Origin of the sequence: Streptomyces sp. NPDC002463 (assembly GCF_042889835.1) — a bacterium.
Classification (GTDB): domain Bacteria; phylum Actinomycetota; class Actinomycetes; order Streptomycetales; family Streptomycetaceae; genus Streptomyces; species Streptomyces nymphaeiformis.
In genome coordinates this window covers 186,999-211,900 of the sequence record NZ_JBIARL010000003.1, presented here as the reverse complement: position 1 = coordinate 211,900, position 24,902 = coordinate 186,999, and the positions used below count along the sequence as shown (strand labels likewise).

20 protein-coding genes are annotated in these 24,902 nt (G+C 71.9%); 8 read left to right on the top strand and 12 right to left on the bottom strand.

What is annotated here, in order from left to right; genetic code table 11:
* The first annotated feature begins 87 nt into the window (after positions 1 to 87).
* The 3 genes from ACFYX3_RS08875 to ACFYX3_RS08865 all read left to right on the top strand — a co-directional run bounded on the left by ACFYX3_RS08875 (position 88) and on the right by ACFYX3_RS08865 (position 6,790).
* Positions 88 to 4,884, top strand: coding sequence for a DUF6531 domain-containing protein (locus ACFYX3_RS08875; protein ID WP_389009935.1), 4,797 nt, complete (start codon positions 88 to 90; stop codon positions 4,882 to 4,884).
* Between the two features lie 34 nt (positions 4,885 to 4,918).
* Positions 4,919 to 6,001, top strand: coding sequence for a hypothetical protein (locus ACFYX3_RS08870; protein ID WP_389009932.1), 1,083 nt, complete (start codon positions 4,919 to 4,921; stop codon positions 5,999 to 6,001).
* 108 nt (positions 6,002 to 6,109) lie between these two features.
* Entirely contained in the window at positions 6,110 to 6,790 is a 681-nt protein-coding gene (locus tag ACFYX3_RS08865; RefSeq protein WP_389009929.1) for a DUF6445 family protein, read from the top strand.
* A gap of 35 nt (positions 6,791 to 6,825) precedes the next feature.
* Here ACFYX3_RS08865 and ACFYX3_RS08860 read toward each other — a convergent pair whose 3' ends face one another.
* Both ACFYX3_RS08860 and ACFYX3_RS08855 read right to left on the bottom strand, forming a co-directional pair.
* Positions 6,826 to 7,152, bottom strand: coding sequence for a winged helix-turn-helix domain-containing protein (locus ACFYX3_RS08860; RefSeq protein WP_382653252.1), 327 nt, complete (start codon positions 7,150 to 7,152; stop codon positions 6,826 to 6,828).
* Positions 7,149 to 7,880, bottom strand: a complete 732-nt coding sequence (locus ACFYX3_RS08855; RefSeq protein ID WP_389009925.1) for a hypothetical protein — start codon at positions 7,878 to 7,880, stop codon at positions 7,149 to 7,151. Before ACFYX3_RS08855 ends, ACFYX3_RS08860 begins: the two co-directional genes overlap by 4 nt.
* A 168-nt stretch (positions 7,881 to 8,048) precedes the next feature.
* On the opposite strand from ACFYX3_RS08855, the gene ACFYX3_RS08850 reads away from it, so the two are divergent.
* Positions 8,049 to 9,134, top strand: a complete 1,086-nt coding sequence (locus tag ACFYX3_RS08850; RefSeq protein ID WP_389009922.1) for a tyrosine-protein phosphatase — start codon at positions 8,049 to 8,051, stop codon at positions 9,132 to 9,134.
* Between the two features lie 89 nt (positions 9,135 to 9,223).
* Here ACFYX3_RS08850 and ACFYX3_RS08845 read toward each other — a convergent pair whose 3' ends face one another.
* The 8 genes from ACFYX3_RS08845 to ACFYX3_RS08810 form a co-directional block, all read right to left on the bottom strand.
* A complete protein-coding gene (locus ACFYX3_RS08845) occupies positions 9,224 to 10,231 on the bottom strand; it encodes an aldo/keto reductase (RefSeq protein ID WP_389009919.1) in 1,008 nt (335 codons plus the stop codon).
* Positions 10,228 to 11,202 carry a Gfo/Idh/MocA family oxidoreductase gene (locus ACFYX3_RS08840; protein ID WP_389009916.1) on the bottom strand — a complete coding sequence of 325 codons (975 nt, stop codon included), beginning with the start codon at positions 11,200 to 11,202 and terminating at the stop codon, positions 10,228 to 10,230. The genes ACFYX3_RS08845 and ACFYX3_RS08840 overlap by 4 nt, the downstream gene beginning before the upstream one ends.
* A 1-nt stretch (position 11,203) precedes the next feature.
* Positions 11,204 to 12,508, bottom strand: coding sequence for a protocatechuate 4,5-dioxygenase subunit alpha (gene ligA, locus ACFYX3_RS08835; protein WP_389009913.1), 1,305 nt, complete (start codon positions 12,506 to 12,508; stop codon positions 11,204 to 11,206).
* 24 nt (positions 12,509 to 12,532) lie between these two features.
* A complete protein-coding gene (locus ACFYX3_RS08830; RefSeq protein WP_389009910.1) occupies positions 12,533 to 13,453 on the bottom strand; it encodes an amidohydrolase family protein in 921 nt (306 codons plus the stop codon).
* A gap of 9 nt (positions 13,454 to 13,462) precedes the next feature.
* Positions 13,463 to 14,152 (bottom strand): 4-carboxy-4-hydroxy-2-oxoadipate aldolase/oxaloacetate decarboxylase, encoded by a 690-nt coding sequence (gene ligK / locus ACFYX3_RS08825; protein ID WP_389009907.1) that lies wholly within the window; start codon positions 14,150 to 14,152, stop codon positions 13,463 to 13,465.
* Between the two features lie 17 nt (positions 14,153 to 14,169).
* A complete protein-coding gene (locus ACFYX3_RS08820; protein ID WP_389009900.1) occupies positions 14,170 to 15,195 on the bottom strand; it encodes an amidohydrolase family protein in 1,026 nt (341 codons plus the stop codon).
* A gap of 25 nt (positions 15,196 to 15,220) precedes the next feature.
* A complete protein-coding gene (locus ACFYX3_RS08815) occupies positions 15,221 to 16,432 on the bottom strand; it encodes a 4-hydroxybenzoate 3-monooxygenase (RefSeq protein WP_389009897.1) in 1,212 nt (403 codons plus the stop codon).
* Positions 16,433 to 16,536: 104 nt separating this feature from the next.
* A complete protein-coding gene (locus ACFYX3_RS08810; RefSeq protein ID WP_389009894.1) occupies positions 16,537 to 17,304 on the bottom strand; it encodes an IclR family transcriptional regulator in 768 nt (255 codons plus the stop codon).
* 75 nt (positions 17,305 to 17,379) lie between these two features.
* On the opposite strand from ACFYX3_RS08810, the gene ACFYX3_RS08805 reads away from it, so the two are divergent.
* A complete protein-coding gene (locus ACFYX3_RS08805) occupies positions 17,380 to 18,078 on the top strand; it encodes a substrate-binding domain-containing protein (protein WP_389009891.1) in 699 nt (232 codons plus the stop codon).
* 4 nt (positions 18,079 to 18,082) lie between these two features.
* On the opposite strand, the gene ACFYX3_RS08800 is transcribed toward ACFYX3_RS08805, so the two are convergent.
* Positions 18,083 to 18,937 (bottom strand): alkaline phosphatase family protein, encoded by an 855-nt coding sequence (locus ACFYX3_RS08800; RefSeq protein WP_389009888.1) that lies wholly within the window; start codon positions 18,935 to 18,937, stop codon positions 18,083 to 18,085.
* 34 nt (positions 18,938 to 18,971) lie between these two features.
* Complete coding sequence (locus ACFYX3_RS08795) at positions 18,972 to 21,098, bottom strand: alpha-galactosidase (protein WP_389009885.1); 2,127 nt, start codon at positions 21,096 to 21,098, stop codon at positions 18,972 to 18,974.
* Positions 21,099 to 21,278: 180 nt separating this feature from the next.
* On the opposite strand from ACFYX3_RS08795, the gene ACFYX3_RS08790 reads away from it, so the two are divergent.
* The 3 genes from ACFYX3_RS08790 to ACFYX3_RS08780 all read left to right on the top strand — a co-directional run bounded on the left by ACFYX3_RS08790 (position 21,279) and on the right by ACFYX3_RS08780 (position 24,897).
* Positions 21,279 to 22,469: an ROK family protein gene (locus tag ACFYX3_RS08790; RefSeq protein ID WP_389009882.1), complete on the top strand. Its 1,191-nt coding sequence runs from the start codon at positions 21,279 to 21,281 to the stop codon at positions 22,467 to 22,469.
* Between the two features lie 137 nt (positions 22,470 to 22,606).
* A complete protein-coding gene (locus ACFYX3_RS08785; protein WP_389009879.1) occupies positions 22,607 to 23,890 on the top strand; it encodes an ABC transporter substrate-binding protein in 1,284 nt (427 codons plus the stop codon).
* Between the two features lie 5 nt (positions 23,891 to 23,895).
* Positions 23,896 to 24,897 carry a carbohydrate ABC transporter permease gene (locus tag ACFYX3_RS08780; RefSeq protein ID WP_389010539.1) on the top strand — a complete coding sequence of 334 codons (1,002 nt, stop codon included), beginning with the start codon at positions 23,896 to 23,898 and terminating at the stop codon, positions 24,895 to 24,897.
* The last annotated feature ends 5 nt before the right edge of the window (positions 24,898 to 24,902 follow it).

Sequence of the window (24,902 nt, the reverse complement as noted above, 5' to 3'; positions counted from 1 at the left end):
GATCACTCATCAGGAGTTCGTGGTACGACTGTTGAGGTCGGTCGAATCGACCGGCGGGAGAGGAATCCACGGACGGGGGAACGCAACGTGGCTGTCACGGTTCCGGACTGGGCGGACACCCTTCTCGATCTGATAGGTGTCGCCTGGCCGAACGTCGACGAGGACGCGTACCGCGAGATGGCGGACGCGCTGCGGGAGTTCGCGGACGACCTGGAGGACGACGGTCAGCTCGCGAACAACCATTTCGAGCGGCTGCTGTCCTCGGGCGAGGGCGAGGCGATCGACGCCCTCGACGAGCACTGGCAGAAGGTCAAGGGCAAGCACTTCAAGGACATCGCCGGTGCTGCCCGGACGATCGCGGGCGGTCTGGACCTGGCGGCCGGTGCGGTCGAGGGGATGAAGCTGGCGGCCCTGGTGCAGCTGGGGTATCTGGCCTCCGAGGCGGGCATCGCGCTCTCCCTGATCCCGGTGACCGGGGGTCTGTCGATGCTGATCGGCGCGGGGGCGATGCGGGCCACGCAGGAGGTGGTCAGGCGGCTGATCAAGGAGTGTGTGGAGGAGGCCGTCGGGTACGTCGTGTCGGCGCTGACCGAGCCGGCGGTGGCGGCGCTGGAGGGCATGGCGGCGGACCTGGTCGTGCAGCTGGGCGCGATGGCGATCGGGCTGCAGGACGGGGTGGACCTCGACCAGACGAAGAAGGCCGGTACGGACGGCTTCAAGGACGGGGTGCAATCCGGCAAGGAGAGCCTGAACCTGGCCTCGGCCGGAGGCGGCGGCGGTGGGCCGAAGGGCAGTGGTCTGAAGAACCTGCACATCGAGCACGCCGAGCACACGCACGCCTCGACCCAGCTCAACACCGTGAGCGTGAGGATCCACGGGAAGACGACGGGCAAACTCACGAAGGCGAAGACGGCGCACGGCCGCACCCGGGGGCGCGACTCGATCGCCGACGCGATCGACCCGGTCGCCGACAAGGCGATGGAGGCGTTGACGAAGGCGGCGAAGTCGATGGGCGACCACGTCGGCCAGACGCTTCCGAAGGTCGTCAAGCAGATCTCCGTCGACCACAAGAACACCGACGACGACCTCCGGGACCGCTTCGCCCGCCAACGCAAGGGCGACCACGACAACAAGGGTGACGGCGGCAAGGGCAACGGATCGCCGCGCAAGGACCACGACGACGTACGGACGAGGCCCGACTCCGTCAGCGGCGCCAAGGGCGACCCGCGCGCCAACGGCGTCTCCCTCGACAAGACGGTCTGCAAGAACGATCCCGTCGACGTCGCCACCGGCAAGATGCTGCTGCCCCAGACGGACCTCACCCTGCCCGGCGTCCTGCCGCTCGTCCTGCGCCGCACCCACGTCTCCACCTACCGCTACGGCCAGTGGTTCGGCCGCAGTTGGGCCTCGACCCTCGACGAGCGGATCGAGGTAGACGCCTCGGGCGGCGGCGCGATCTGGGCCCGCGAGGACGGAGCGGTACTGATCTACCCCCGGCTGCCCCGCCCGGGCGACGACCGGGTCATGCCCCTGGAGGGCGACCGGCTGCCCCTCGCGCACGGCGGCGTGTCCGGCGACGAGACCTCGTACGAGATCCACGATCCGCACAGCGGCCAGGTCCGCGTCTACACCGGCAGCCCCTACCGCAGCTCCACCGCCTACTGGCTGTCCGCGATCGAGGACCGCAACGGCAACCGCATCGCCTTCTCGCGCCGCTCCGACGGCGCGCCGACCGCCGTCTCCCACTCGGGCGGCTACGTCCTCCAGATAACCGCCGACGCCTCGCGCGTCACCGGCCTCGCCGTCCGCGGGCCCGGGGAGCCGGCCGCGGTCGTGGGCTACGCCTACTCCCCGTCGGGCGACCTCACCCGACTGACCGGCCCCGAAGGCCCCGTCGGGCCGGCCATGACCTTCTCGTACGACGGCGACAGCAGGATCACGTCGTGGACCGACCGCAACGACACCACGTTCCGGTACGTCTACGACGCCGAGGGCCGGGTCTCCGGCACCGTCGGCCCCGACGGCATCCTCTCCTCGCGGTTCGCCTACGACGTCCACCCCGACACCGGCCACCGCATCACGCGGTACACCGACTCCACGGGCGCCACCACCACCCTCGTCCTCGACGACCGGCTCCAGGTCGTCGCCGAGACCGACCCCCTCGGCCACACCACCCACCTCACCTGGGACCCGTACGACCGCCCCCTCACCCGCACCGACCCCCTCGGCAACACCACCGAACTCACCTGGGACGAGGCGGGCAACCTCGTCGAGGTCCGGCTGCCCGACGGGAGCACCGCGACCGCCCGCTACGACGAGCGGAACCTGCCGCTGGAGGTCGTCGCGGCCGACGGCACACCGTGGCGGCAGACCTTCGACGAGCTCGGCAACTGCACCTCCACCGAAGGCCCCGACGGCGCGGTCACCCGCTTCACCCACGACGCCACGGGCGCCGTCGCCTCCGTCAGCGACCCGCTCGGCGCCACCCTCCGCATCCGCTCCGACCGCGCCGGCCTCCCGCTGGAGATCACCGGAACCGACGGCGGGGTGGCCACCGTGGAGCGCGACCACCGCGGCCGGCCCCTCGTGATCACCGACCCGGCCGGCGGACGCGAGGAGTTCTCCTGGGACCACGACGACCGGCTGCGGCACCGCACCGCCGCCGACGGCACGCGGGAGTCCTGGACCTGGGACCCGGAGGGCAACTGCCTGGCGTACACCGACGCCGCCGGCGGCGTCTGGACCACCGAGTACGGCCCCTTCGACAAGCCCGTCGCCCGCCTCGCGCCCGACGGCGCCCGCCACGAACTGCGCTACGACACCGAACTGCGGCTGTTCCGGGTGACCAACCCCCTCGGCCAGGACTGGCACTACCGCTACGACGCGGCCGGACGCCTGGAGGCGGAGACCGACTTCGACGGCCGGGACCTCTCGTACGGCTACGACGCCGCGAACCGGCTGACCAGCCGCACCACGGCCCTCGGCCGGACCGTCGCCTACACCTGGGACGCCATGGACCGCCTGGTGGCGCGGAACGCCGACGGCGCCGTGACCCACTACGCCTACGACCGCTCCGGCGCCCTCGTCGAGGCGCGCACCGCCACCTCCACCCTCACCGTCGAACGGGACGCGCTCGGCCGGCCCCTCGCCGAGACCGTCGACGGACGCACCCTCCGCCACGCCTACGACACGGCCGGACGCCGCGTCATGCGCATCACGCCGACCGGCGCGATCAGCCAGCTCCTGTACGACGCGGCGGGGGACCGGGTCGCCCTCGTCACCGGCGGCCACGCGCTCACCTTCACCCACGACCCCCTCGGCCGCGAACTCACCCGCAGCTGGGGCGCCCCCGGGTCGGCCACCACGCTCACCACCGACTGGGACCGGATCGGCCGTCCCGTCGGCCAGACGCTGACAGCACCCGGTTCACCGGACCCGGTGCGCGCCCGCGACTACACCTATCGCGCCGACGGCTACCCCGTCACCCTGGGCGAGACCACGGGAAACCGCACGCGCCGGGACAAGCGCATCACCCTCGACCCGGTGGGCAGGCCGCTGTCCGTCGAGGCACCCGACTGGGTCGAGCGGTACGCGTACGACGCCGCCGGCAACCAGACCTCGGCCGAATGGCCCGAGGCCGCAGGCCACACCGAGGCCCGCGGCCCGCGCCGGTACGAAGGCGCCCACCTCGTGGCCGCGGGCGCCGTCCACTACGAGCACGACGCCGCCGGCCGGGTCGTCCTGCGCCGCCGCACCCGTCTCTCCCGCAAGCCCGACGTATGGCGGTACGCCTACGACGCCGAGGACCGCCTGGTCTCCTGCACCACGCCCGACGGCACCCTGTGGACCTACGCCTACGACCCGCTGGGCCGCCGCAGCGCCAAGCACCGGATGGCGGCCGACGGCACCACGGTCGTCGAGACGATCCGCTTCACCTGGGACGGCCCCCTCCTCGTGGAGCAGTACGACGAGACCGCCGGCACCATCCTCACCTGGGAGTACGAGGGCCACCGGCCCCTCGTCCAGTACGAACGCAGGCCGCTGGACGACGACGAGGTCGACGCGCGCTTCTTCGCCGTCGTCACCGACCTGGTCGGCACCCCCACCGAACTGGTCTCCGCGGAAGGGGACACGGCCTGGCGCAGCCGGTCCACCACCTGGGGCACCACGGGATGGAACACGGCCGCCACCGCCTACATCCCGCTGCGCTTCCCCGGGCAGTACGCCGACCCCGAGACCGGCCTCCACTCCAGCTACTTCCGGCACTACGACCCCGACACCGCACGCTTCACGAGCCCGGACCCGCTCGGCCTCGCCCCGGCGCCCAACCCCTCGACGTACGTGGTCAATCCGTGGGTGTGGACCGACCCCCTCGGCCTGGCGCCCAAGCGGTGCCAGATGGACGCCTACGACTGGGACGGCTCGATCCGGTACGGACGGCTCGACCACCTCGGCAGGCCCACCGGCGTCTACGCCTGCCTGCGGCCCGAGATCATCGACGCGAAGAAGGGCACGGAGGCCGGCAAGCTCAAGCCGCCGGGCTGGCGCGGCGACGGCACCGCCTTCAACGAGGCCCGCGGCCACCTCCTCGCCGACCGGCTGGGCGGCGCGGGCAAGGGGCGCCTGGCCTGGCACAACCTCGTCACCCAGACCCAGACCCCGACCAACTCGCCCGACCAGCGCGACCAGGTGGAGCAGGTCATCTTCGACCAGGTCACGAAGAACAAGGAGGTCGTGCAGTACCACATCAAGCCCATCTACGAGGGCACCAACCCGATCCCGATCCGGCTGGAGTTCACGGCCTTCGGCAACAAGGGCTTCTCCTTCACCCACAGTCTGGAGAACCCGGCCGCGGGCGTCCGGACCGCCGTACCGGGCCTATAGCATCGCAACCGAACCGCCCCTGGAGGATCCGCGCATGACCCGCACCACGCCCCCGCGCCCCGTCGACGTCGAAGCGGTGTTCCCCGCGCTCGCCCGGCACCGGCGGACCGCCACGCGACTGCACCCCCGGCAGGGCACGGCGAAGCCGGAGGAGAGCTCGGTGGCGGGGCCGCTCCTCTGGCCCGCCGACGAGCCGTGGCCGGTGTGCACCGCCGTACACCCCAAGGGCACGGGACACCTGCTGACCGATGTACGGCTCAGCCGGCGCATCCTGGACGAGGCCCGCGGGCGGGAGTTCACCGTCGAGGAGCGGCGGCTCCTCGACGGGATGAGGCGGGCGACCCACGTCCCCGAGCTCCGTGACGAGGACCCGCTGCCGATGCTCGCCGTCACCCAGCTCCACACCCGGGACGTCCCGGACCTCGTCGGGCCCGAGGGGCACGACCTGCTCCAGGTCTTCTGGTGCCCCTTCGAGGTCCACGGCCCCGAGCGGACCATCGACGTCCGGCTGCGCTGGCGCCGCTCGGCCGACGTCGGCGCGGTGCTCGCCCCGCAGCCCGAACCGCCGGTCGCGGGGCGCGAGGAGTGCGTCCCCACCTCCTGCGTCGTCCACCCGGAGCAGGTCGTCGAGCACGAGTACCTCGGGCTGCTCGGGGAGGAGCTCCAGGAGGAGATCGCCGAGTGGGAGGAGGGCCTTCTCGACGAGGACGAGGACGACGACGCGTACGACTCGTCCTCGCCCGCGAGCTACGCGACGTACGAGGAGTACGAGGCGGCCATGGCCGCCGCCCGCGCGCAGGAGCCCGAGGAGATCGACTACATGAGCGACCTCTCGATCGCCCCCGGCTGGAAGGTCGGAGGCTTCGCCTCCTGGCACCTGACCGACCCCAGGCCCGTGGACTGCGCCACCTGCGGGACACCGATGCCGCCGCTGCTCACCGTCGCCGGCGTGGAGTGCGACGGCGCCTCGCGGAGCTGGCTGCCGGTCGAGGACCGCGACGCCACGGACGACCCGCGGGTCATCGACCCGGTCGGCGTCTACCTGGGCCGCGGTCTCATGCGCGTCCACACCTGCCCGGCCGACCCGGACCACCCGCACCGGCTCAGCTTTCAGTGACCCCCTCGCGGCCGACTTTTCCTGCGGATTGCCTGCATGACGATGTCTTGCCGCAGTCTTGGCGGCGCTTTGGCGGGTGGCGTCAGCCCCCGCACTAGCGTTCGCGGCATGGCGACACACCCCCCACGCACCAGCCAGGTCCAGGTCCTTCCGTACCGCAAGCCCACCCGCGGTCGCGACTACTGGATCCTCGACGACGTCCTGCCCGACCCCGACGCCGTACGTGCCCGCATGCTCGAACGGGACGACTGGGTCGAGGGCTACCCCCACAAGCCCGAGCCGTGGCCGGGCCTGCGCACGATGCCCGGCCTCGAACCGGCCGAACTCGCCCATGTGGAGAAGCTGGTACGGAAGACCGTCGGGGTGCAGAAGCTCTGGACCGTGGACCCCGTCGGCGGCGGCACCTTCAACCACAACTGCGTCCAGGTCGTCGGCGAGGGCGAGTGCGAACCGCGCCCGCACACCGACTCCCGGAGCCTGTGCCGGTACGCGGCGGTGCTGTACCTGAGCCCGGACCTGCCCAAGGACTGCGGCACCAGCTTCTACCGCCAGAACCTGCCGGGCGGTGTCCTCGGCGGCAACCAGGTGCTCGCCCCGCACAACAACCTGGTCGACGCGCTCGGCACCCGTTTCGTGCCGGCGGACTCCTTCACCGAGGACCTGCGCGTCCCGCCCCGCTACAACCGCCTGCTGCTGTACTCGGCCAACCTCATCCACACCGCGACCGCGTACACGGGCACCACCCTGGAGGACAAGCGGATGACGGCCGTCTTCTTCTGGATGGCCTAGGGCCTGTCTTTCGGATCGGGCCGGGCTCGCGGGGCCTAGGACCCGCCCTGTTCGATCTGGTGGATGAGCCGCTTGAGCTGGGTGACCTCGTCCTTGAGGGCGCGATCGCCGGCGGGGGTGAGGGAGAGCCAGGTGCGGGCGCGCTTGCCCTCGTAGCCCTTCTCGATGTCGATCAGTCCGGCCTTCTCCAGAACGGACAGGTGCTGGCTGAGGTTTCCGGCCGTGAGGCCGAGCGCCGTGCGCAGGAAGCCGAACTCGACGCGGCGCGCCTGGTGGGCGACCGTGAGGATGCCGAGGCGGACGCGCTGGTGGACGACGTCGTCCAGGCCGGTGACGGGGTGCGGTTCGGGCTGGTCGGTCATGACGCGCTGCGCCGGCCGTGCAGCTCGGCCAGTCCGAAGCCGAGGGCGCCGAGCAGGAGGAGCACGCCGGGGACGGCGAAGTGGGGCAGGGAGGACCAGACCGAGGTGGCGGAGATCCCCGCCCAACCGGTCGGCGGCGGCACCAGTTCGACGGCCAGGTAGCCGGCGGCGAGCAGCAGCAGGGCCCGGCTGCGCTCCACCCACGCCAGGACCAGCAGGGGCAGCCCGACGGCGATGGCGTTCCCGGCGAGCCGTTCGAGGAACATCGTCACCCCGGAGCCGGGGTCGAGGTGCAGGCCCCAGAGGTCGACCTGCTCGCCGGGCTGCGGGATCCCGTGGCGCAGGCTCCAGAACGCGGTGGCGCTCGACATCGCGACCAGGGCGATGCCGGTGAGGACGTACGGGCGGACGGGCGTGCCGACACCGCGGGAGCGGGAGCGGCGGACGTAGAAGAACGCCGTCGCGGCGTAGGCCAGGGCGAGTCCGACGGGCCAGTAGACCGGCGAGCCCTGCGTGACCAGGGTGCAGCTGCCCCCCGTCGGGCAGGGGACGGTCTCCACCTCGGTGGTGAAGCGGCCGACGAGGATTCCGCCCAGGGTGAGCAGCCCCATCAGCAGGAGAGGGAACCAGGTGCCGCGCTGCGCGGCACGGACCTGGCGGGTCAGGTCGCCGAGGCCGGCGAGGACGTCGCGGGGCGTGCCGGGTGAGGGCATCGATGCGTCTGTCATGACGTCAGCTTTGCATCACAAACCAGTTGGAGCAAGAGAGTCGAGCCCGCCGTCTGTCGCCTGCACGTCTTGCATGGATGGCACGTTGTGCCGCTTGTCTTCGGTGGGGTGCCATCCAGCCATTCCGCGTTCATACGAGGTTCGCCCCGGCCGCCCAGTCTCACGGCCATGAACAAGGCAACCCTGTCCGCGACCGTCGTCGCCTCCGCTCTCGCCCTCTCCGTGCCGCTCGCGCCGGCCGCCACCGCCGCCGCGTGGGACCGGCCGCGGAACCCCGAGCAGCACCACTCCGGCCGGGCCGTTCCGTTCACCGAGGCCACCGTCACGGCCGAGGCCGACGGCTCCTTCACCCTCGCCTGGAAGGCGGAGGGCGTCACGCGCGTCGAGATCCGCGCGAACGGCAGGGTCGTCGCACGGGGCGCCGCCACGGGCCGCGCGGTGGTCACCGGCCTGCCCGCCGCCGACCGCCAGTGGTTCTGGTTCGAGGCCGACCGCGGCCAGGGCCTGCGACTCGCCGACCGGCTCGTCAAGCTCTCCGGCACGGTCAACCTCCGTGACGCCGGCGGCTACCGCACCGAGAACGGCCAGTGGGTCAGGATGGGCGAGGTCTACCGCTCGGACGCCCTGAACCACCTGACCGCCGAGGACCAGGCCAAGCTCCAGCGCCTGCGCATCAAGACCGTCCTCGACCTGCGCATGGAGGACGAGCGCGCCAAGGACCCCGACAAGGTCCCCGCCGGCGCCGACTACGTCGTCGCGGACGTCTTCGCCGGCTCGGGTGCCTTCCAGAGCATGCCGAGGACCCCCGCCGAGGCGGAGCGGATGATGATCGACGCGGAGAAGGCGATGGTCAGCGGCGACGGTGGCAAGAAGGCGTACAGCCAGGTGTTCGACGCGATAGGCGAGGACGACGAGCGTTCCGTGCTCTTCCACTGCACGGCGGGCAAGGACCGCACCGGATGGTCCAACGCAGCCCTGCTGACCGCCCTGGGCGTGCCGAGGGAGACCGTCATGGCCGACTACCTCGCCAGCAACACGTACCGCAAGGCCGCCAACGACGCCCTCCTCGGCCACCTGCCGCCGCAGCAGGCCGCCGTCTACAAGCCGCTCCTCGACGTCCGCGCCGAGTACCTCAACTCCGGCTACGACGAGGTCGAGGCGACGTACGGCTCCTTCGACCGCTACCTCAAGGACGCCCTGGGCATCGACCACCGCGAGCTGAAGCGGCTGAAGAAGGACCTTCTCGTCGGCTGAGCCCGGACCGGCGGGCCGACGTCAGCCCGCGAGCCAGGGGTGCCGGTACCGGCCGCTGGTCGGCGCCGGCACCCCTGGACCGGTCTCGCTCAGCCCGCGCGCCCGCAGCGCTCGGTGTCGATCTCGGCGAGGGTGGCCTCGTTGTAGCGGGGGCCGTGCACGGTCGCGCTGTTCAGCAGGCGTCCCGCCGCGTCGAGCACCTCGCCGGGGACCTCGACGCCGAGCGTCGAGAGGTTCTCCCGCAGGTGTGCCACCGACCGGGTTCCCGGGATCGCGATGACGTGGGGGCCCCGGGAGAGGACCCAGGCCAGGGCCAGCTGCGGAAGGCCGGTGCCGGCCTGCTCGGCGAGCCGGGCCAGCTCGGAGCGCCGAGCCAGGTTGGCCGGGTAGTGCCGGGCGTCGAAGCGCGGCATGCCCCGCCGGATGTCGGAGGCCGGGAGGGCGTCCAGGTCCGGCGGGGCGTCGGTGAGGACGCCGCGGGCCAGCGGGCTGAAGGCCACCAGCGCCACCCCGAGTTCGCGGGCCGCCGCCAGCGTGCCCTCCTCGGGATTGCGCGACCAGAGGCTGTACTCGTTCTGCAGCGCGGCGATCGGGTGCACGGCGTGCGCCCGGCGCAGGGTCGCGGCCGACACCTCCGACAGGCCCAGGGCGCGCACCTTCCCGGCCGCGACGAGTTCGGCCATCGCCCCGACGCTCTCCTCGACCGGCACCTTCCGGTCGAGCCGGTGGAGGTAGTAGACGTCGATGACATCGGTACGGAGCCGGGCCAGCGCCTCGTCGGCGGTGCGCCGGATCGTCTCCGGTCGTCCGTCGATGACCCGGCGGCCGTCGACGCCGGTCATCCCGCACTTGCTGGCCAGCACGATCCGGTCCCGGTGGCCGGCCAGCACCCGGCCGACCAGCTCCTCGTTGGCGCCGAAGCCGTACAGCGCGGCGGTGTCGAAGAGCGTGACGCCCTCCTCCACGGCCGTCAGCAGGAGCCGCTCGGCCTCCTGAGGCGTCGGCGCCACACCGTACGCGTGGCTCAGGTTCATGCAGCCCAGGCCGACGGCCGGGACCTCGAAGGGCCCGATCCGGCGGGGCGTCGGCACGCTCACGAGCCCGCGACCGCGTTCAGCTGCTCCTCCAGGGCCGCGAGCGTCCGGTAGCAGGACAGCACCTGGGCGATGGAGGAGTTGGGCTCCCGGCCCTCGCGGATCGCGGCGACGAACTCGCGGTCCTGGAGCTCGATGCCGTCCATCGACACGTCGACGCCGCTCACGTCGATCGGCTCCTCCTTGCCGGTGAACAGGTCGTCGTACCGGGCGATGTACGTGCCGGAGTCGCCGATGTAGCGGAAGAAGGTGCCCAGCGGGCCGTCGTTGTTGAACGACAGCGACAGCGTGCAGATGGCGCCGTTCGCCGCGCGCAGCTGGATCGACATGTCCATCGCGATGCCGAGCTCGGGGTGGATCGGCCCCTGGATCGCGTTCGCCTGCACGATCGGCGAACCGGCCTGGTAGGCGAACAGGTCGACGGTGTGCGCGGCGTGGTGCCACAGCAGGTGGTCGGTCCAGGAGCGCGGCTGCCCGAGCGCGTTGAGGTTCTTCCGGCGGAAGAAGTACGTCTGCACGTCCATCTGCTGGATGCCGAACTCGCCGGCCTCGATCCGCCGCCGCACCCACTGGTGGCTCGGGTTGAAGCGCCGGGTGTGGCCCACCATGGCGACGAGCCCGGTGCGCTCCTGCGCCGCCAGACACGCCTCGGCGTCGCCCAGCGAGTCGGCGAGCGGGATCTCCACCTGCACGTGCTTGCCCGCCTCCAGGCAGGCCAGCGTCTGCGAGGCGTGCAGCTGGGTGGGCGTGGCGAGGACGACGGCGTCGATGTCGTCCATCGCGAGGACCTCGTCCAGGGAGGCGACGGCGCGGCCCACGCCCTGCTCCGCGGCGAACTTCTGGGCGCGTTCGAGGCTGCTGCTCACGACGGCGGCCACCTCGACGCCCTCGATCCGCTTCAGCGCGGCCGCGTGCTTGGCACCGAAGGCGCCGCCCCCGGCCAGGGCGATCCGCAGGGTCCGGTCGTCAGTCATGTCACTCCTTCTCGGCGGGCTCTTCGGCCCGGGGGCGGTTCTCCAGGATCAGGTGGCCGACGGCGGTGTTCGACGCCGGCACATGGTAGAAGCGGTGCTTGACCTCGACCTCGCCGGAGCCGTCGACATCGCTCATCGCGCCGCGGGCGATCAGCCACATGACCAGCTCGATGCCCTCGGAGCCGGCCTCCTCGACGTACTCCAGGTGGGGGACCTCGGCCAGGCCGGCCGGGTCCTCGACCAGCCGGTCCAGGAAGGCGTCGTCCCATTCCCGGTTGATCAGTCCGGCGCGCGGGCCCTGGAGCTGGTGGCTCATGCCGCCGGTGCCCCACACCTGCACGTCGAGCGGCCGGTCGTACGACTCGATCGCCTTGCGCAGGGCCTGGCCCAGCTTGAAGCACCGGGCACCGGAGGGCACCGGGTACTGCACCACGTTGACGTGGAACGGGATGACCTTGCACGGCCACTTCTCCACGTCGCCGAACATCAGCGACAGCGGGACGGTCAGTCCGTGGTCGACGGCCATCTCGTTGACGAGGGTCAGGTCGAAGTCGTCCCGGATCAGGGAGTGCGCGATGTGCGCGGCCAGGTCGGGGTCGCCCTCGATACCGGGCACGGGGCGGGGCCCGTACCCCTCGTCGGCGACGGGGTAGGAGGCCCCGGTGCCGAGCACGAAGGTCGGGATCATCGACTGGTCGAAGGCGCTGGCGTGGTCGTTGTAGACCAGGAAGACCACGTCGGGGACGTTCTCCCGCTCCCACGCCTTGGAGTACTCGTACCCCGCGAAGACCGGCTGCCAGTACGGCTCGTCGGTCTTGCCGTGGTCGAGCGCCGCGCCGATCGCCGGCACGTGCGAGGTGAAGACGGCACCGGTGATCGCGGCGCGCTCGGCGGGGACCGCCGGGGCGTGGGCCGCTTCGAGGACGGCGTGGTCGATGCGGTTCCCCTCGACCGAGCGTCCGCCGCCGACCATCATGTCGCGGTACTCCTGCTCGGTCATGCCGGTCATCGAGCCCGCCATCTGCTGGAACGAGAAGCCCAGCGTGGCACCCCACTTGGCGAGGAAGTAGATGTTCCCGCCCTCGCGCATCGCCGCGTTGAGGTCGCGGTCGAGCAGCGCCTGCTTCTGCTCCTCCCGCAGCGGCCAGGCGTCCAGGTAGGCGCGCTCGTCGGCGAGGTAGCTCGCGCGGTTCTCCGCCGTCATCAGCGACATGCAGAACTGGTTGAGGTGGTAGCCCTTGGCCGACTGCTCGGAGTCGAAGACGGTCGTCCCCGGTACCAGCTTGTAGGTCTTGTCCAGCGACATGCTGGGGCTCCAATCGGGGGAGGGTCAGTCGGCGTCGGGCCAGTACAGGCGCATCGGGTTGTCGACGAGCAGCTTCTGCCGCAGCTCCGGCGTCGGCGCGATGTGCGGGACGAAGTCGACGAGCAGCCCGTCGTCGGGCATGTGGTCGGTGAGGTTGGGGTGCGGCCAGTCGGTGCCCCACAGCACCCGGTCGGGGAACTCCTCGACGACGCGCCGGGCGAAGGGGACTACGTCGCGGTAGGCCCGCCGCTCCCCGTCGACGGCCGGCGGGCCGCTCACCGAGAGGCGTTCCGGGCACGTCACCTTGCACCAGATGTCGGGCCGGGCCCGCATGAAGTTCAGGAACGCCTCGAAGTCGGGCCCGTCAGGGTCCTTCGCGGTGTCCGGCCGGCCCATGTGGTCGATGACCAGCGGCACCGGTATCGAGAGGAAGAAGTCCCGCAGGTCGGCGAGGTCGGCGGCCTCGAAGTAGACGACGACGTGCCAGCCGTACGGCGCGATCTTCTCGACGATGTCCAGCAGGTCCTGCTTCGGCGCCGCGTCCACCAAGCGCTTGACGAAGTTGAACCGCACCCCGCGGACGCCCGCCTCGTGCAGCTCCCGCACCTGCGCGTCGGTGACGTCGGGCCGCAGCGTCGCCACGCCCCGGGCGAGGCCGCCGGAGGCCCGCAGGGCGTCGACCATGGCGGTGTTGTCGGCGCCGTGACAGGTCGCCTGCACCACGACGGCACGGGCGAAGCCGAGGTGGTCGCGGAGTGCGAAGAGCTGGTCCTTGGAGGCGTCGCACGGCGTGTACTTGCGCTCGGGCGCGTACGGGAACTCGGCGCCGGGGCCGAAGACGTGGCAGTGCGCGTCGACGGCTCCGTCGGGAAGCCGGAACTCCGGGCGGCTCGGACCGGCGTACCAGTCCAGCCAGCCGGGGGTCTTCTCGAAACTCGTGGTCATGAGCTGTCCTCAGTCCTCGTACCGCAGTCCGAGCTCGGCCAGCGGGCCGCGCATGCCGTACATGTCCAGGCCCAACGTGCCCGCGCGGAACCGCGCGCGCTTGCCCTCCTCGTCGGCCTCGCGCGCGGCCGACGCGGCGGCCACCTCGGCGGCCCGCTCGCGCGGCACCACGACGACGCCGTCGGCGTCGGCGACGATCACGTCACCGGGCCGGACGAGGGCGTTGCCGCAGACCACGGGCACGTTGACCGAGCCGAGGGTGGCCTTGACCGTCCCCTTGGCGTTGACCGCGCGGGAGAAGACGGGGAAGTCCATCCCCTCCAGGTCGGCGACGTCGCGGACACCGCCGTCGATGACCAGGCCCCGGCAGCCCCGGGCGCGGAACGAGGTGGCGAGCAGCTCGCCGAAGAATCCGTCCTCGCTCTCGGTCGTGCAGGCCGCGACGACGACGTCCCCGTCCTCGATCTGCTCGGCGGCGACGTGCAGCATCCAGTTGTCGCCGGGCTGGAGCAGCACGGTCACGGCCGTGCCGCACATCCGGGCCTTCGGGTAGACCGGGCGCAGGTAGGGGCGCATCAGGCCGACCCTGCCCATGGCCTCGTGGATCGTCGCGACGCCGAACTTCGACAGCTCCGCGACGGCCGCGGGGTCGGCGCGGTCGACCTTGGTGTGGACGACGCCGATCTCGGTGTGTTCCATGCGTACTTCTCCTGGGGTCAGCGGCCGGCCGCGGCGAGGCGGGCGGCGAGTCGGGGGTAGACGCGCAGGGCGTTGCCGGAGTAGACGGCGGCCCGCTCCTCGTCCGACAGGTGCGCGGTGGCGTCGACGTAGCGCTTCGTGTCGTCGAAGTGGTGGCCGGTGCGCGGGTCGATGTCGCGGACCGCGCCGATCATCTCGCTGGCGAACAGGACGGACCGGCTGGGGATCACCCGGGTCAGCAGGTCGATGCCGGGCTGGTGGTAGACGCAGGTGTCGAAGAAGACGTTGTCGAGCAGCGCCTCCGGGTCCGGCTTCCCGAGGGCCATCGCCAGACCGCGGAAACGGCCCCAGTGGTAGGGCACCGCCCCGCCGCCGTGCGGGATCACGAACCGCAGCGTCGGGAAGTCGGCGAACAGGTCGCCCTGGACCAGCTGCATGAACGCCGTGGTGTCGGCGTTCAGGTAGTGGGCACCGGTCGTGTGGAAGGCGGGGTTGCACGAGGTGCTGACGTGGATCATGGCGGGGATGTCGTACTCGACCATCGCCTCGTACAGCGGGTACCAGCTGCGGTCCGTCAGCGGCGGCGCGGTCCAACGCCCGCCGGACGGATCGGGGTTGAGGTTGACCGTGACCGCTCCCAGTTCCTCGACCGCGCGCCGCAGCTCGGGCAGGCAGGTCGCGGGGTCGACCCCCGGGGACTGCGGCAGCATCGCGCCCGTCGCGAAGCGCTCGGGGTACAGCGTGCCGACCCGGTGGACCAGGTCGTTGCAGATCCGCGCCCAGGTCGAGGAGACCTGGAAGTCGCCGATGTGGTGGGCCATGAAGCTGGCCCGCGGGGAGAAGATCGTCAGGTCGCTGCCGCGCTCGTCCATGAGTCGCAGCTGGTTGCCCTCGATCGCCCGGCGGAGCTCGTCGTCGGTGATGACCAGGGAGTCGGGGTCGGGCGCGTCCCCGGGGCTGCCGACCGCCACCACCTGGCGGTCCCGCCACTGCGTCAGCTGTGGCGGCGCGGTGGTGAAGTGGCCGTGACAGTCGATGATCATGGGGTGTCTCCTGAGGTCGTCGGGGTCAGCCGCGGGAGCCGGCGGGCCAGCCGGTGTACTGCTCGGCGAGGTAGGTGCGTCCGGATCGGGTGCCCACGGCGTTGTCGAGCTCGCCGAGCTGGCGGCGCAGGTCGAACGGCGAGCCGCCGGGCGCCGTGTGCAGCAGCTGGGTCATCCAGTGCGAGAAGTTCTGCGCCCGCCAGACCCGCTGCAGCGCGCGCGGCTGGTAGTCGTCGAGGGCGGCGTCGCCCGCGCCGCCGAGTGCCCGCACCAGGAGCTCGGCCAGGACCTTCACGTCGTGCAGGGCGAGGTTGAGCCCGCGGGCGCCGGTCGGGGGCACCGTGTGCGCGGCGTCCCCGGCGAGCATCAGCGAACCCCAGCGCATCGGCTCCTGCACGAAGGAGCGGAACCGCAGCACCGTCTTGTCGGTGATCGGGCCCTCGTTCAGCCGGAAGCCGTCCTCACCGGCCACCCGCGCCTGAAGCGTCTCCCACACGCGGTCGTCGGACCAGGCGTCGACGGACTCGTCGGGGGAGCACTGGAAGTACATGCGCTGCACGGACTCGGAGCGCTGGCTGATCAGCGCGAAGCCGTGCTCGGAGTGGGCGTACACGAGCTCGGGCGCGCTGATCGGCGCCTCGGCGAGGATGCCGAACCACGCGTAGGGGTACTCCTTGCCGTAGCGCACCCGCCGGTCCTCCGGGACCAGGTTGCGGCACATGCTGCGCGACCCGTCCGCACCGACCACGTACCGCGCGCGGATCTCGTGACGCGATCCGTCGGGAGCGGTGTAGCGGACCCGGGGAGCACCGGTCGTGATGTCGAGGACCTCGGTGTCCCTGACACCGAAGTGGACCGTGCCGCCGTCGCGTTCCCGTGCGTCGGCCAGATCGATGAACACGTCGGTCTGCGGGTAGAGCCACACCGACTCGCCGACCAGCTCCTTGAAGGGGATGCGGTGCGGCCGGCCGCCGAACCGGAGCACCGTGCCCTCGTGCTCGTGGCCCTCGCGCAGGATCCGGTCGGAGACGCCGGTCTCGACCAGGTCGCGGGCCGCGTCGGCCTCGAGGATGCCGGCCCGCTGCGTCGTCTCGATCTCGTGGCGGGTGCGGGTGTCGACCACGATCGCGTCGATCCCCGCGCGCCCCAGCCGGTGCGCCAGCATCAGGCCGGCTGGGCCGGCACCGACGACAGCGACTGGAACCGAGGAAACGGTGTCGACGACGGCATCAGCCATGGCATCTCCTGAGCAACCGAGAACGTTCCGAACACGTCGAACGTTGACAGCCGGTGCCGCGGCCGGTCGCGGGCGTTTCCGTCAGGCGGAAGCCCGCTCTTTTCTCAGGCGGTCGTGTGGGTACGCCGGGCGAGCTCGTCGGAGATCCCGTGCGCCGCCCTCAGGAGCGGCTCGCGCAACGTGCGCGCACGGCTCGCGCCCTGTGCCGTGAACACGATTCCGAGCGCGGCGCTGACCGGACCCCTGCGCCCGATCCGCACGGGTGCGGCCACGGCGATCGTGCTCGCCGAGAGCTGCCGGTCGCTGACGAAGACCTGTTCGCGGCGGATCCGGTCCAGCTGGGTGCGCAGCGCCTTCGGGTCGACGACGGTGTGCGGGGTCCAGGACCGCAGCGGCGAGTCGAGGACCTCCTCCTGGATCTCCCGCGGCGCGTGCGCGAGGAGCACCCGGCCCATTCCGGTGGAGGCGACCGGGAAACGCGTCCCGACGGAGGTCAGCAGCTCCACCGACCGGTGCCCGGCGATCCGCTCGACGAACACGAGCTCGGTGCCCTCGCGCACCGCGAGCTGGATGTTCTCGTGGGTCACCTCGTAGAGGTCCTGCATGAAAGGCAGTGCCACATCGCGCAGGATCTGGGTGCGCGGGCATCCCGAGGCGATCTCCCAGAGCCTCAGCCCGACATGCCACGCCCCGTCCTCACCGCGCTCCAGGACGCCCCAGCCGGCGAGCTCCGTCACCACCCTGTGCGTGGTGCTCAGAGCGAGACCCGTACGCTGTGCGATCTCCGACAGGGTCTGTGAGGAGTGCTCACGGCCGAAGGCCGAGAGGACCTTGAGGACTTTTCCTGCTGCTGAGATCTGGGTCGCGCTCACGCGGTCAGTCTCGCAGACCGGCGCCGAGCAGCCCGGCTGCCCGCCGCACCAGCTGCCGCACACCAAGGAGTCCAGTTGAACCGAGAGATCTCCGGACTGTCCTCGATGGCGACCCGGCCGATCCTGGCCGAGCTCTCCGAGCACATCCGGCTCGCCCACGGGATCCCCGTCCGCTTCGAGGCCGCCGGCGGGGTCGAGACCGCACGGCGCGTACGCGAGGGCGCGCAGGCCGACCTGCTCGTGCTGGCCGACGGAGCGCTGGCCGCGCTGGCGGCGGAAGGGCACCTCCTGGCGGAGACGGTGCGGCCGCTGTGGATCTCCCAGGTCGTCGCCGCCGTGCCGGACGGGACGCCGGTCCCGGCGCTCGGCTCGGAGTCCGAGCTGCGAGCCGCCCTCCTGGCCGCGAGGAGGATCGCCTACTCCACGGGCCCGAGCGGGACGGCACTCGTCGGCCTGATCGGCAGGCTCGGCCTCACCGAGACGCTCGCCGACCGACTGGTCCAGGCGGCACCGGGGGTGCCCGCCGGCAGCCTGCTGTCGTCCGGGCAGGCCGACCTGGCCTTCCAGCAGCACAGCGAGCTGATGGACCTGCCGGGCGTGGTCGTCGTCGGACCGCTGCCGGGGGACACCGCGATCAGCTCGCTCTTCAGCGCGGGCGTGCTCGCGTCCTCCACCCGGCCGGCCCGGGCCCGCGAGGTCCTCGACCTCCTCGGGTCCGAGACGGCGACGAAGACCGCGCGTGCCCGGGGAATGCGGGCGCCGGGGGAGGACTGACGGGTCATGCGCGGAAAGGCGCGCCGTCCAGGGTCCAGTGGGGGTCGGGTGTGATGCCGAGGGCGGTGTACACCTGGGCGGCCACATCGGCGTGGTGGAGGATCTGCGGGGCCGTACCGGCGGGCAGGCCCGGGCCGCACGCGGCGATCCAGGCGGTGCGCTCCTGCGGGCTGCGGCCCCCGTGTCCGCCTTCGTCGCGGTGGCCGTGGTCCGTGACCACGATGACCGTCCACCGCTCCTGCTCGTACGAGGGGCGGCGGCGCACGGCGGCGAGGAGGCGGCCGAGGCGGCGGTCCGCGGCCTCGATCGACTCGCGGTACTCCGCGCCGCAGCCCAGGAAGTGGGCGGTCTCGTCGACCGCGCCCAGGTAGACGAAGCCGGCGTGGAGGTCCTCGTCCAGGCCGAGGAGGTGCTCCGCGTCGGTGGTCACCCGTGTGTCCACCTCCTCCCAGGCCTCGGGCGTGTCCTCGCGGGGAGCGACGTAGCCGAGCCGGGTGGGGGCGACGAAGAGCGGGCCGCCCTGCTGGGCGAGGAAGAGCGGAGCCCAGCCTCCGACGGCGAACGTGCGGCGTCCGCAGTCGGCGGCGAGCCGGGTCGTGAAGTCGGGGAAGACGTCGAGACGGTTGCCGTCCAGGCGGTTGCCCCACACCCCGTGCTTGGCGACGCCGACACCGGTGACGATCGTGGCCCAGCACGGGCCGGACATCGTGGGTGTGGCGGCGTCCACCTCGACCGGGGCGAGGAAGCCCTCGCGGGCTATCCCGTCGAGGTGGGGGGTGTCGAGTTCGGGGAGCAGGTCGAGGCGTACGCCGTCGATGCCGACCACCAGGACGCGGGCGGTGTCCGGTGCGGTGTCCATGGGGCTGTCCAGAGGTGTCGTGGGTGGAGGGGGATCAGGGGCCGACGCGGCGGAGCCGGATCAGGCTGCTGGCGTGGTCGCCGGAGGGCAGCCGCGGGTCGATGCCCCGGCTCACCAGGACGGCACCGCTGTGCACCCGGTCCAGGTCCAGGTCCAGGTAGCGCGCCTCCGGGTCGAGTGCGGGCAGCCGCACGGGGGCGGGCGCGTGGCCGAAGCGGGTGGTGGGGCGCCAGACGAGGATCGCGTGCTCGCTGTCGTCCGGCGCCGCGTAGTGGACGGCGGACACGGGACCCTCGAAGGCGACGCGGTGCTGGTGTCCCCGCTGGACGAGCGGGCGGATGCGCTTGTACGCGGCGACGAGCTCGGCGGCCTCCTTCAGCTCCTCCTCAGACCAGGACGTCAGGTCCCCGCCGAGCCCCAGAGCCCCGGCCATGGCGACATGGAAGCGGAAGCGCAGCGGAGTGCGCCGGCCCGTGGCGGGGTTCGGGCTGTCGGTGACCCACGCGGCCATCGCCCGGGCGGGGAACAGCTGGGAGAAGCCGTGCTGGATCCCGATCCGGTCGACCGGATCGGTGTTGTCCGAGGTCCAGGCCTGGTCGGTGCGGGCGAGCATGCCGAGGTCGACGCGCCCGCCACCGCCCGCGCACGCCTCGATGCCCAGGCCGGGGTGGTCGGCACGGAGCCGGTCCATGATGCGGTGGACGGCCCGGGTGTGATCGATCCAGAGCCGGTCGGGGTCGGGATGGCCGTCCCAACCCGCCTCGGTGAACGGACGGTTGGCGTCCCACTTGAGCCAGTCGACGTCGTGCTCGCGGACCAGGCGGTCGAGGGTCTGGCGGGCCCAGGCCTCCACCTCGGGCCGGCCGAAGTTCAGCACCAGCTGGTTGCGGAGCTCGGTCGCGTCGAGCCGGCCGGAGTGGACGACCCAGTCCGGATGCGCCCGGTACAACTCGCTGTCCCGGTTGACCATTTCCGGTTCCACCCACAGTCCGAACCGCATGCCGAGGCGGTGCACCTCGTCGGCGAGCGGACGCAGCCCGCGGGGGAAGGCCTCGGGGCGAGGCGTCCAGTCGCCCAGGCCCGACCGGTCGTCACGGCGGGTACCGAACCAGCCGTCGTCCAGGACGAAGAGCTCCGCGCCGAGCCCGGCGGCCAGCCGCGCGAGGTGGATCTGACCGGCCTCGTCGACGTCGAACCCCGTGGCCTCCCACGAGTTGTAGAGGACCGGCCGGTCGCGCTCGGGCTCCGGCAGCACGTTCCCGCTCACGTACGCGTGCCAGGCACGGCTGGCCCCGCCGAAACCGTCCGGCGTGTAGAGGCCCGCGAACACCGGGGTGCGCAGGCTCTCGCCCGGCCGCAGGGTCCAGCCGACCCCCTCGTGGCCGAAGCCGCCGGTCCAGGTGGTGCGGCCGACCGGATCGCGGTGGACCGTGACGCGCCAGCTTCCGCTCCAGGCGAGCGCGGTGCTCCACACCTCGCCCCGTACCTCGCTCGCGGTGCCGTCGTCGACGGCCAGCCAGGGGTTCGCATGGTGGCCGGTGATTCCCCGGCGGCTCGTCAGCACGGTCTCGGCGACCGGAAGCCGGTCGCGCTGCAGCTGGAACTCGCTGTTCCAGCCGCCCGCCAGGTGGCTGAGCCGGTAGTCGGCCAGCGGGGGAGCGGTCCAGGACGCCGAGTCGAGCCGGTCGACGGAGATCGGATCGGACGATCCGTCCGCCTCCCCGGTGTGGGTCAGTTCCGTCCAGCGTTCGATGACATCCGTGTCGGGCCGTACGCGATAGCAGAGTTCGGCCCGCAGCGGGCGGTGCCGGTCCTCCAGGCGCAGCCGCAGCTCCCCGCCGTCGACGTGGTGGCCGGCGAAGCGCCACTGGGTGCCTCGGGTGCCGTCGGCGAAGCGGACCTGAAGGCCGGCCGGTCCGAAGCGTGCCCCGGTCTGAGGCGCGAGTTCGTCGGGCGCGGCGTCCGCCTCGAAGCTGCTCGCGGCGGGTGAGGCCGCGTCGGGCAGCGCGGCCAGGGCGTCGATGCCGAGCGGCCCGCCCCAGTGGACGTTGCGGGGGCTGCCGTCGGCGGCGAGGCGGAGCGCGTAGACGCTGTGGGGCGTCCGCAGGACCGCGAGGCCGAGGTCGGGGTCGAAGGTGACGAGCGGGAGTGCGGCAAGCACGGATGGATCCCCTGACGGTGCGGTGGGAACAGGGCCGTATCCAGGGCGACTTGCGTGGAGCGTCGCCGAAGTCGCTTTCCAGATGCCGGAGATGGGCACAGAAGCGGGCCCGAGCGTAGGGGAGCCCCAACTCCCAAATCAATACTGGAAGAAGTTATTTATTTGCTCTACGTTGCCTCCGTGTTTCGACATCACTCCCAGCCTCTGGTCAGTGCACCCGCCGAGACCGCGGTCCTCGCCCTGCTCCTCGCGGAGGGCCCGCTCAGCAGAGTGGAACTGGCCCGGCGAACGGGACTCTCCTCGACGGCCGTCACCAAGGCGGCCAGGCCGCTCATCGACGACGGCTACCTGTACGAACTCCCACCGGAGCGCACCGCCCCCGGCGCCGGCCGGCCCGTCAACCCGCTCGCGGTCGCTCCTGACCGGGAGTACTTCATCGGACTGAAGATCAGCGCCGACGAGCTCTTCGGCGCCGTCTGCGACCTCAGGGCCGGCATCCGGGCCACCGCCGGCCGGCCGCTGAGCGAGTGCACCCCCGGGGCCGTCGCCGCCCAGGTCGCCGGCCTGGTCGACGAACTCCTCGACACCGACCCGGCGTTCAGGGACCGTACGCGTCACCTCGGCGTCGCCGTGAACGGAGACGTGGACCGCGACAGCGGACGGCTCCGCCACTCCGGCCTGCTCGGCTGGCGCGACGTCCCGGTCGCGGAACTGCTCGCCGCCACCACCGGCCTGACGGTCACCGTCGAGAACGACGTCCGGGCCCTCACCGTCGCCGAGCACTGGTTCGGCGAAGGCATCGGCACCGAGTACTTCGCGCTGGTCACCATCGGCTCGGGCATCGGCTCCGCCCTCGTCGTCAACGGACGCCTGCTCAGAGGCGCCTACGGCGTCGCGGGCGAGGTCGGACACGTCTGCGTCGACCCGGCAGGACCGCGCTGTCGCTGCGGCGCCCGCGGCTGCGTCGAGGCCCTCGCCTCGACCGACGTGATCCTCGCGGCGGTCCGCGAGGCCACCGCGAACCCGCGCCTCACCTTCGGCGAGGTCGTCGGGATGGCCCGCGAGGGCAGCCCCGAGGCCTGCGAGGCCTTCGCCCGCGCCGGACGCGCCATCGGGGTCGGCATCGCCACCCTGGTCAACGTCGTCGGCCCGGAACGGGTCGTCGTCAGCGGTGAGGGAGTCGACGCCTACGACCTCCTCGGCCGCCACATCCAGGACGCGTACGCCGCGCACGTCTTCGGCGCCGCTTCCCGCTGTCCGCTCTCGCTGCGCCCGCTGCCCTGGGAGGAGTGGGCCCGAGGCGGAGCGGCCGTCGCCATACAGGCCCTCTTCCCGCAGCCCGCGGCGACCTCCACGATCGGCGCCGGCTGACCGGCGCGGCGAGACCGCCGCCCCCAGCCGTCGCGTACGACTCCCTGGCCGCCGCCCTCCTCTGCCGGCAAGCACTGACGAAGGCGCCGACCAGGGAGCACATCCGCCCCGCACGCCCTCACAGAAGGACATACGACATGAGCGCACGCAGAGCCGAGCTTAGCCGACGCGGATTCCTCACGGGATCGCTGCTCGTCGCCGCCGGAACGGTCCTGACGACCGCCTGCAGCACCGACCCCACCGGCGGCTCGTCCTCCGGGGCGAAGACCACCCTCAACGTCTGGTACCACGCCTACGGCGAGACCGGCACCCAGCAGGCCGTGCTCCGCTACGCCACCGCCTTCACCAAGGCCAACCCCGACATCGCCGTCAAGGTGACCTGGGTCCCCGGCGACTACTCGGGCAAGCTCAACGCCACCCTGCTGACCGGCGCGGCCCCCGACGTCTTCGAGATCGGCGACTTCAGCGAGGCCATGGTCCGCCGGGGCCAGATCGCCCCGCTCGACGACGTGTACGGCAGCGCCCGCAGCGACTTCAACACCAACGCCATCAGCTCCGTCACCGTCGACGGCAAGCTCTACGGCGTCAAGATGATCGACGACGTCATCATGCTCTACTACCGCAAGAGCGTCCTGGCGAAGGCCGGGATCACCCCGCCCACCACCTTCGACGGACTCGCCGCGGCGGCGAAGGCCCTGACCACCAGCAAGAACAAGGGCCTCTTCGTCGGCAACGACGGCATCGGCGACAGCCCCAGCAACGCCGTCTGGTCCAACGGCGGCGACCTCGTGACCCCCGAGGGCAAGGTGGCGTTCGGATCGCCCCAGGCCCTTGAGGCGATCACCGCCCTGAAGCGCCTCCACGACGACAAGTCGCTGCTCCTCGGCTTCACCACCGACTGGTGGGACCCCGCCGCCTTCACCCAGGGCGTCGTGCCGATGCAGTGGTGCGGCCTGTGGGCGATGCCCGCCGTCCAGGACGCGCTCGGCGACGACTTCGGCGTGGTGCCCTGGCCCGCCTTCAAGGCCGGAGGCAATCCCGTCGTCCGGGTCGGCGGCTGGACCAACTGCGTGAACGCCAAGGGCAAGAACCTGGCGGCGGCGAAGAAGTTCACCCAGTGGCTGTGGGTCGAGCAGAAGTCCCTGCAGCAGGACTTCGCCGAGAGCTACGGCTTCCACGTCCCGCCGCGCAAGTCCGTCGCGGCGTCCGCGGAGAAGCTCTCCACCGGCACCGCCAAGGAGACCGTGGGCCTGGCCGAGAAGTACGGGAAGCACAACCCGGGAACCTGGGACACCGCGGTGAGCAGCGCCTTCAACGCGGCCGCGGCGAAGATCGCCGGCGGCGACGGCGACCCGGCCACCCTCCTGGCCGACGCGGTGAAGAAGGCCCAGAGCGAGATCGACAAGCAGCTCGGCCGGTGACACCGATGAACGCCTCGGCGACCTCCACCACGAAGAAGCCCGAGAGCGCCGGGCGCCCCGCGGTCACCCCGCGCGGCGCCGCCCGGACCGCCCGGACCGGCCGGCCCCGCGCCGGCCGGTCCGGCTGGACCGCGTTCGTGCTCCTCACCGCACCCGTGCTCATCGGACTCGTCGTCTTCAAGTACGTCGCGATCGGCTGGAGTTTCCTGCTCAGCCTCAGCGACGCGCGCGGCACCATCGCCCTCGGCCACTGGGTCGGACTCGACAACTACCGGACCCTCCTGACCGACCAGGCCTTCCGCGACTCGCTCGTCCAGATCCTGCTCTTCACCGCCTTCATCGTGCCGGTCACCTTCGCCGTCTCCCTGGGGCTCGCGCTCCTGGTGCACCGGATCCGGCGCGGCCGGGCCCTGTTCCGCACCACCTTCCTCATCCCGGCGGCCGTCTCGTACGTCGCCGCCTCACTGCTGTGGAAGATGAGCCTGTTCAACGGCCTCCCGGCAGGCATCGCCAACACGATCGGCGGATGGTTCGGCGCGGAACCGGTGGCCTGGCTGCAGACCACCTCGCCACCGCTCTACTGGATCGTCCTCGTCACGTTGCGCCTGTGGCTCCAGGTCGGCTTCTACATGGTGCTCTTCCTCGCCGGGCTCCAGGCCATCCCCAAGGAGCTGTACGAGGCCGCCGCACTCGACGGCGCCGCGGGCCGGCGACTCCTCACCGGCGTCACCCTGCCCATGCTGCGCAACACCTCCGTCGCCGTCCTCATGCTGCTGTTCATCGCCGCCTTCCAGGCCTTCGACGAGTTCTACAACCTCTTCAACAGCGGCCTCTCCGGCACGGGGACCGCCCCCGTCCAGACCCCGCTGGTCCACCTCTACAACACCGCCATGGGCAGCCAGAACTACGGCCTCGGCTCCGCCGGAGCCTTCGTGCTCACCGCCCTCATCGTCGGAGTGACCCTGATCCAGGGCCGGTTCACCGGCTTCGGCAGGAGCGGAGAATGAGAAGC

What these genes read in the sequence shown, in the direction of transcription:
- ACFYX3_RS08780 (WP_389010539.1), top strand. Translation starts at nt 23,896, where the DNA reads ATGAACGCCTCGGCGACCTCCACCACGAAGAAGCCCGAGAGCGCCGGG.
- ACFYX3_RS08800 (WP_389009888.1), bottom strand. Translation starts at nt 18,937, where the DNA reads ATGGACACCGCACCGGACACCGCCCGCGTCCTGGTGGTCGGCATCGAC.
- ACFYX3_RS08860 (WP_382653252.1), bottom strand. Translation starts at nt 7,152, where the DNA reads ATGACCGACCAGCCCGAACCGCACCCCGTCACCGGCCTGGACGACGTC.
- ACFYX3_RS08785 (WP_389009879.1), top strand. Translation starts at nt 22,607, where the DNA reads ATGAGCGCACGCAGAGCCGAGCTTAGCCGACGCGGATTCCTCACGGGA.
- ACFYX3_RS08830 (WP_389009910.1), bottom strand. Translation starts at nt 13,453, where the DNA reads ATGACCACGAGTTTCGAGAAGACCCCCGGCTGGCTGGACTGGTACGCC.
- ligK (WP_389009907.1), bottom strand. Translation starts at nt 14,152, where the DNA reads ATGGAACACACCGAGATCGGCGTCGTCCACACCAAGGTCGACCGCGCC.
- ACFYX3_RS08855 (WP_389009925.1), bottom strand. Translation starts at nt 7,880, where the DNA reads ATGACAGACGCATCGATGCCCTCACCCGGCACGCCCCGCGACGTCCTC.
- ACFYX3_RS08840 (WP_389009916.1), bottom strand. Translation starts at nt 11,202, where the DNA reads ATGACTGACGACCGGACCCTGCGGATCGCCCTGGCCGGGGGCGGCGCC.
- ACFYX3_RS08870 (WP_389009932.1), top strand. Translation starts at nt 4,919, where the DNA reads ATGACCCGCACCACGCCCCCGCGCCCCGTCGACGTCGAAGCGGTGTTC.
- ACFYX3_RS08820 (WP_389009900.1), bottom strand. Translation starts at nt 15,195, where the DNA reads ATGATCATCGACTGTCACGGCCACTTCACCACCGCGCCGCCACAGCTG.
- ACFYX3_RS08865 (WP_389009929.1), top strand. Translation starts at nt 6,110, where the DNA reads ATGGCGACACACCCCCCACGCACCAGCCAGGTCCAGGTCCTTCCGTAC.
- ACFYX3_RS08850 (WP_389009922.1), top strand. Translation starts at nt 8,049, where the DNA reads ATGAACAAGGCAACCCTGTCCGCGACCGTCGTCGCCTCCGCTCTCGCC.
- ligA (WP_389009913.1), bottom strand. Translation starts at nt 12,508, where the DNA reads ATGTCGCTGGACAAGACCTACAAGCTGGTACCGGGGACGACCGTCTTC.
- ACFYX3_RS08815 (WP_389009897.1), bottom strand. Translation starts at nt 16,432, where the DNA reads ATGGCTGATGCCGTCGTCGACACCGTTTCCTCGGTTCCAGTCGCTGTC.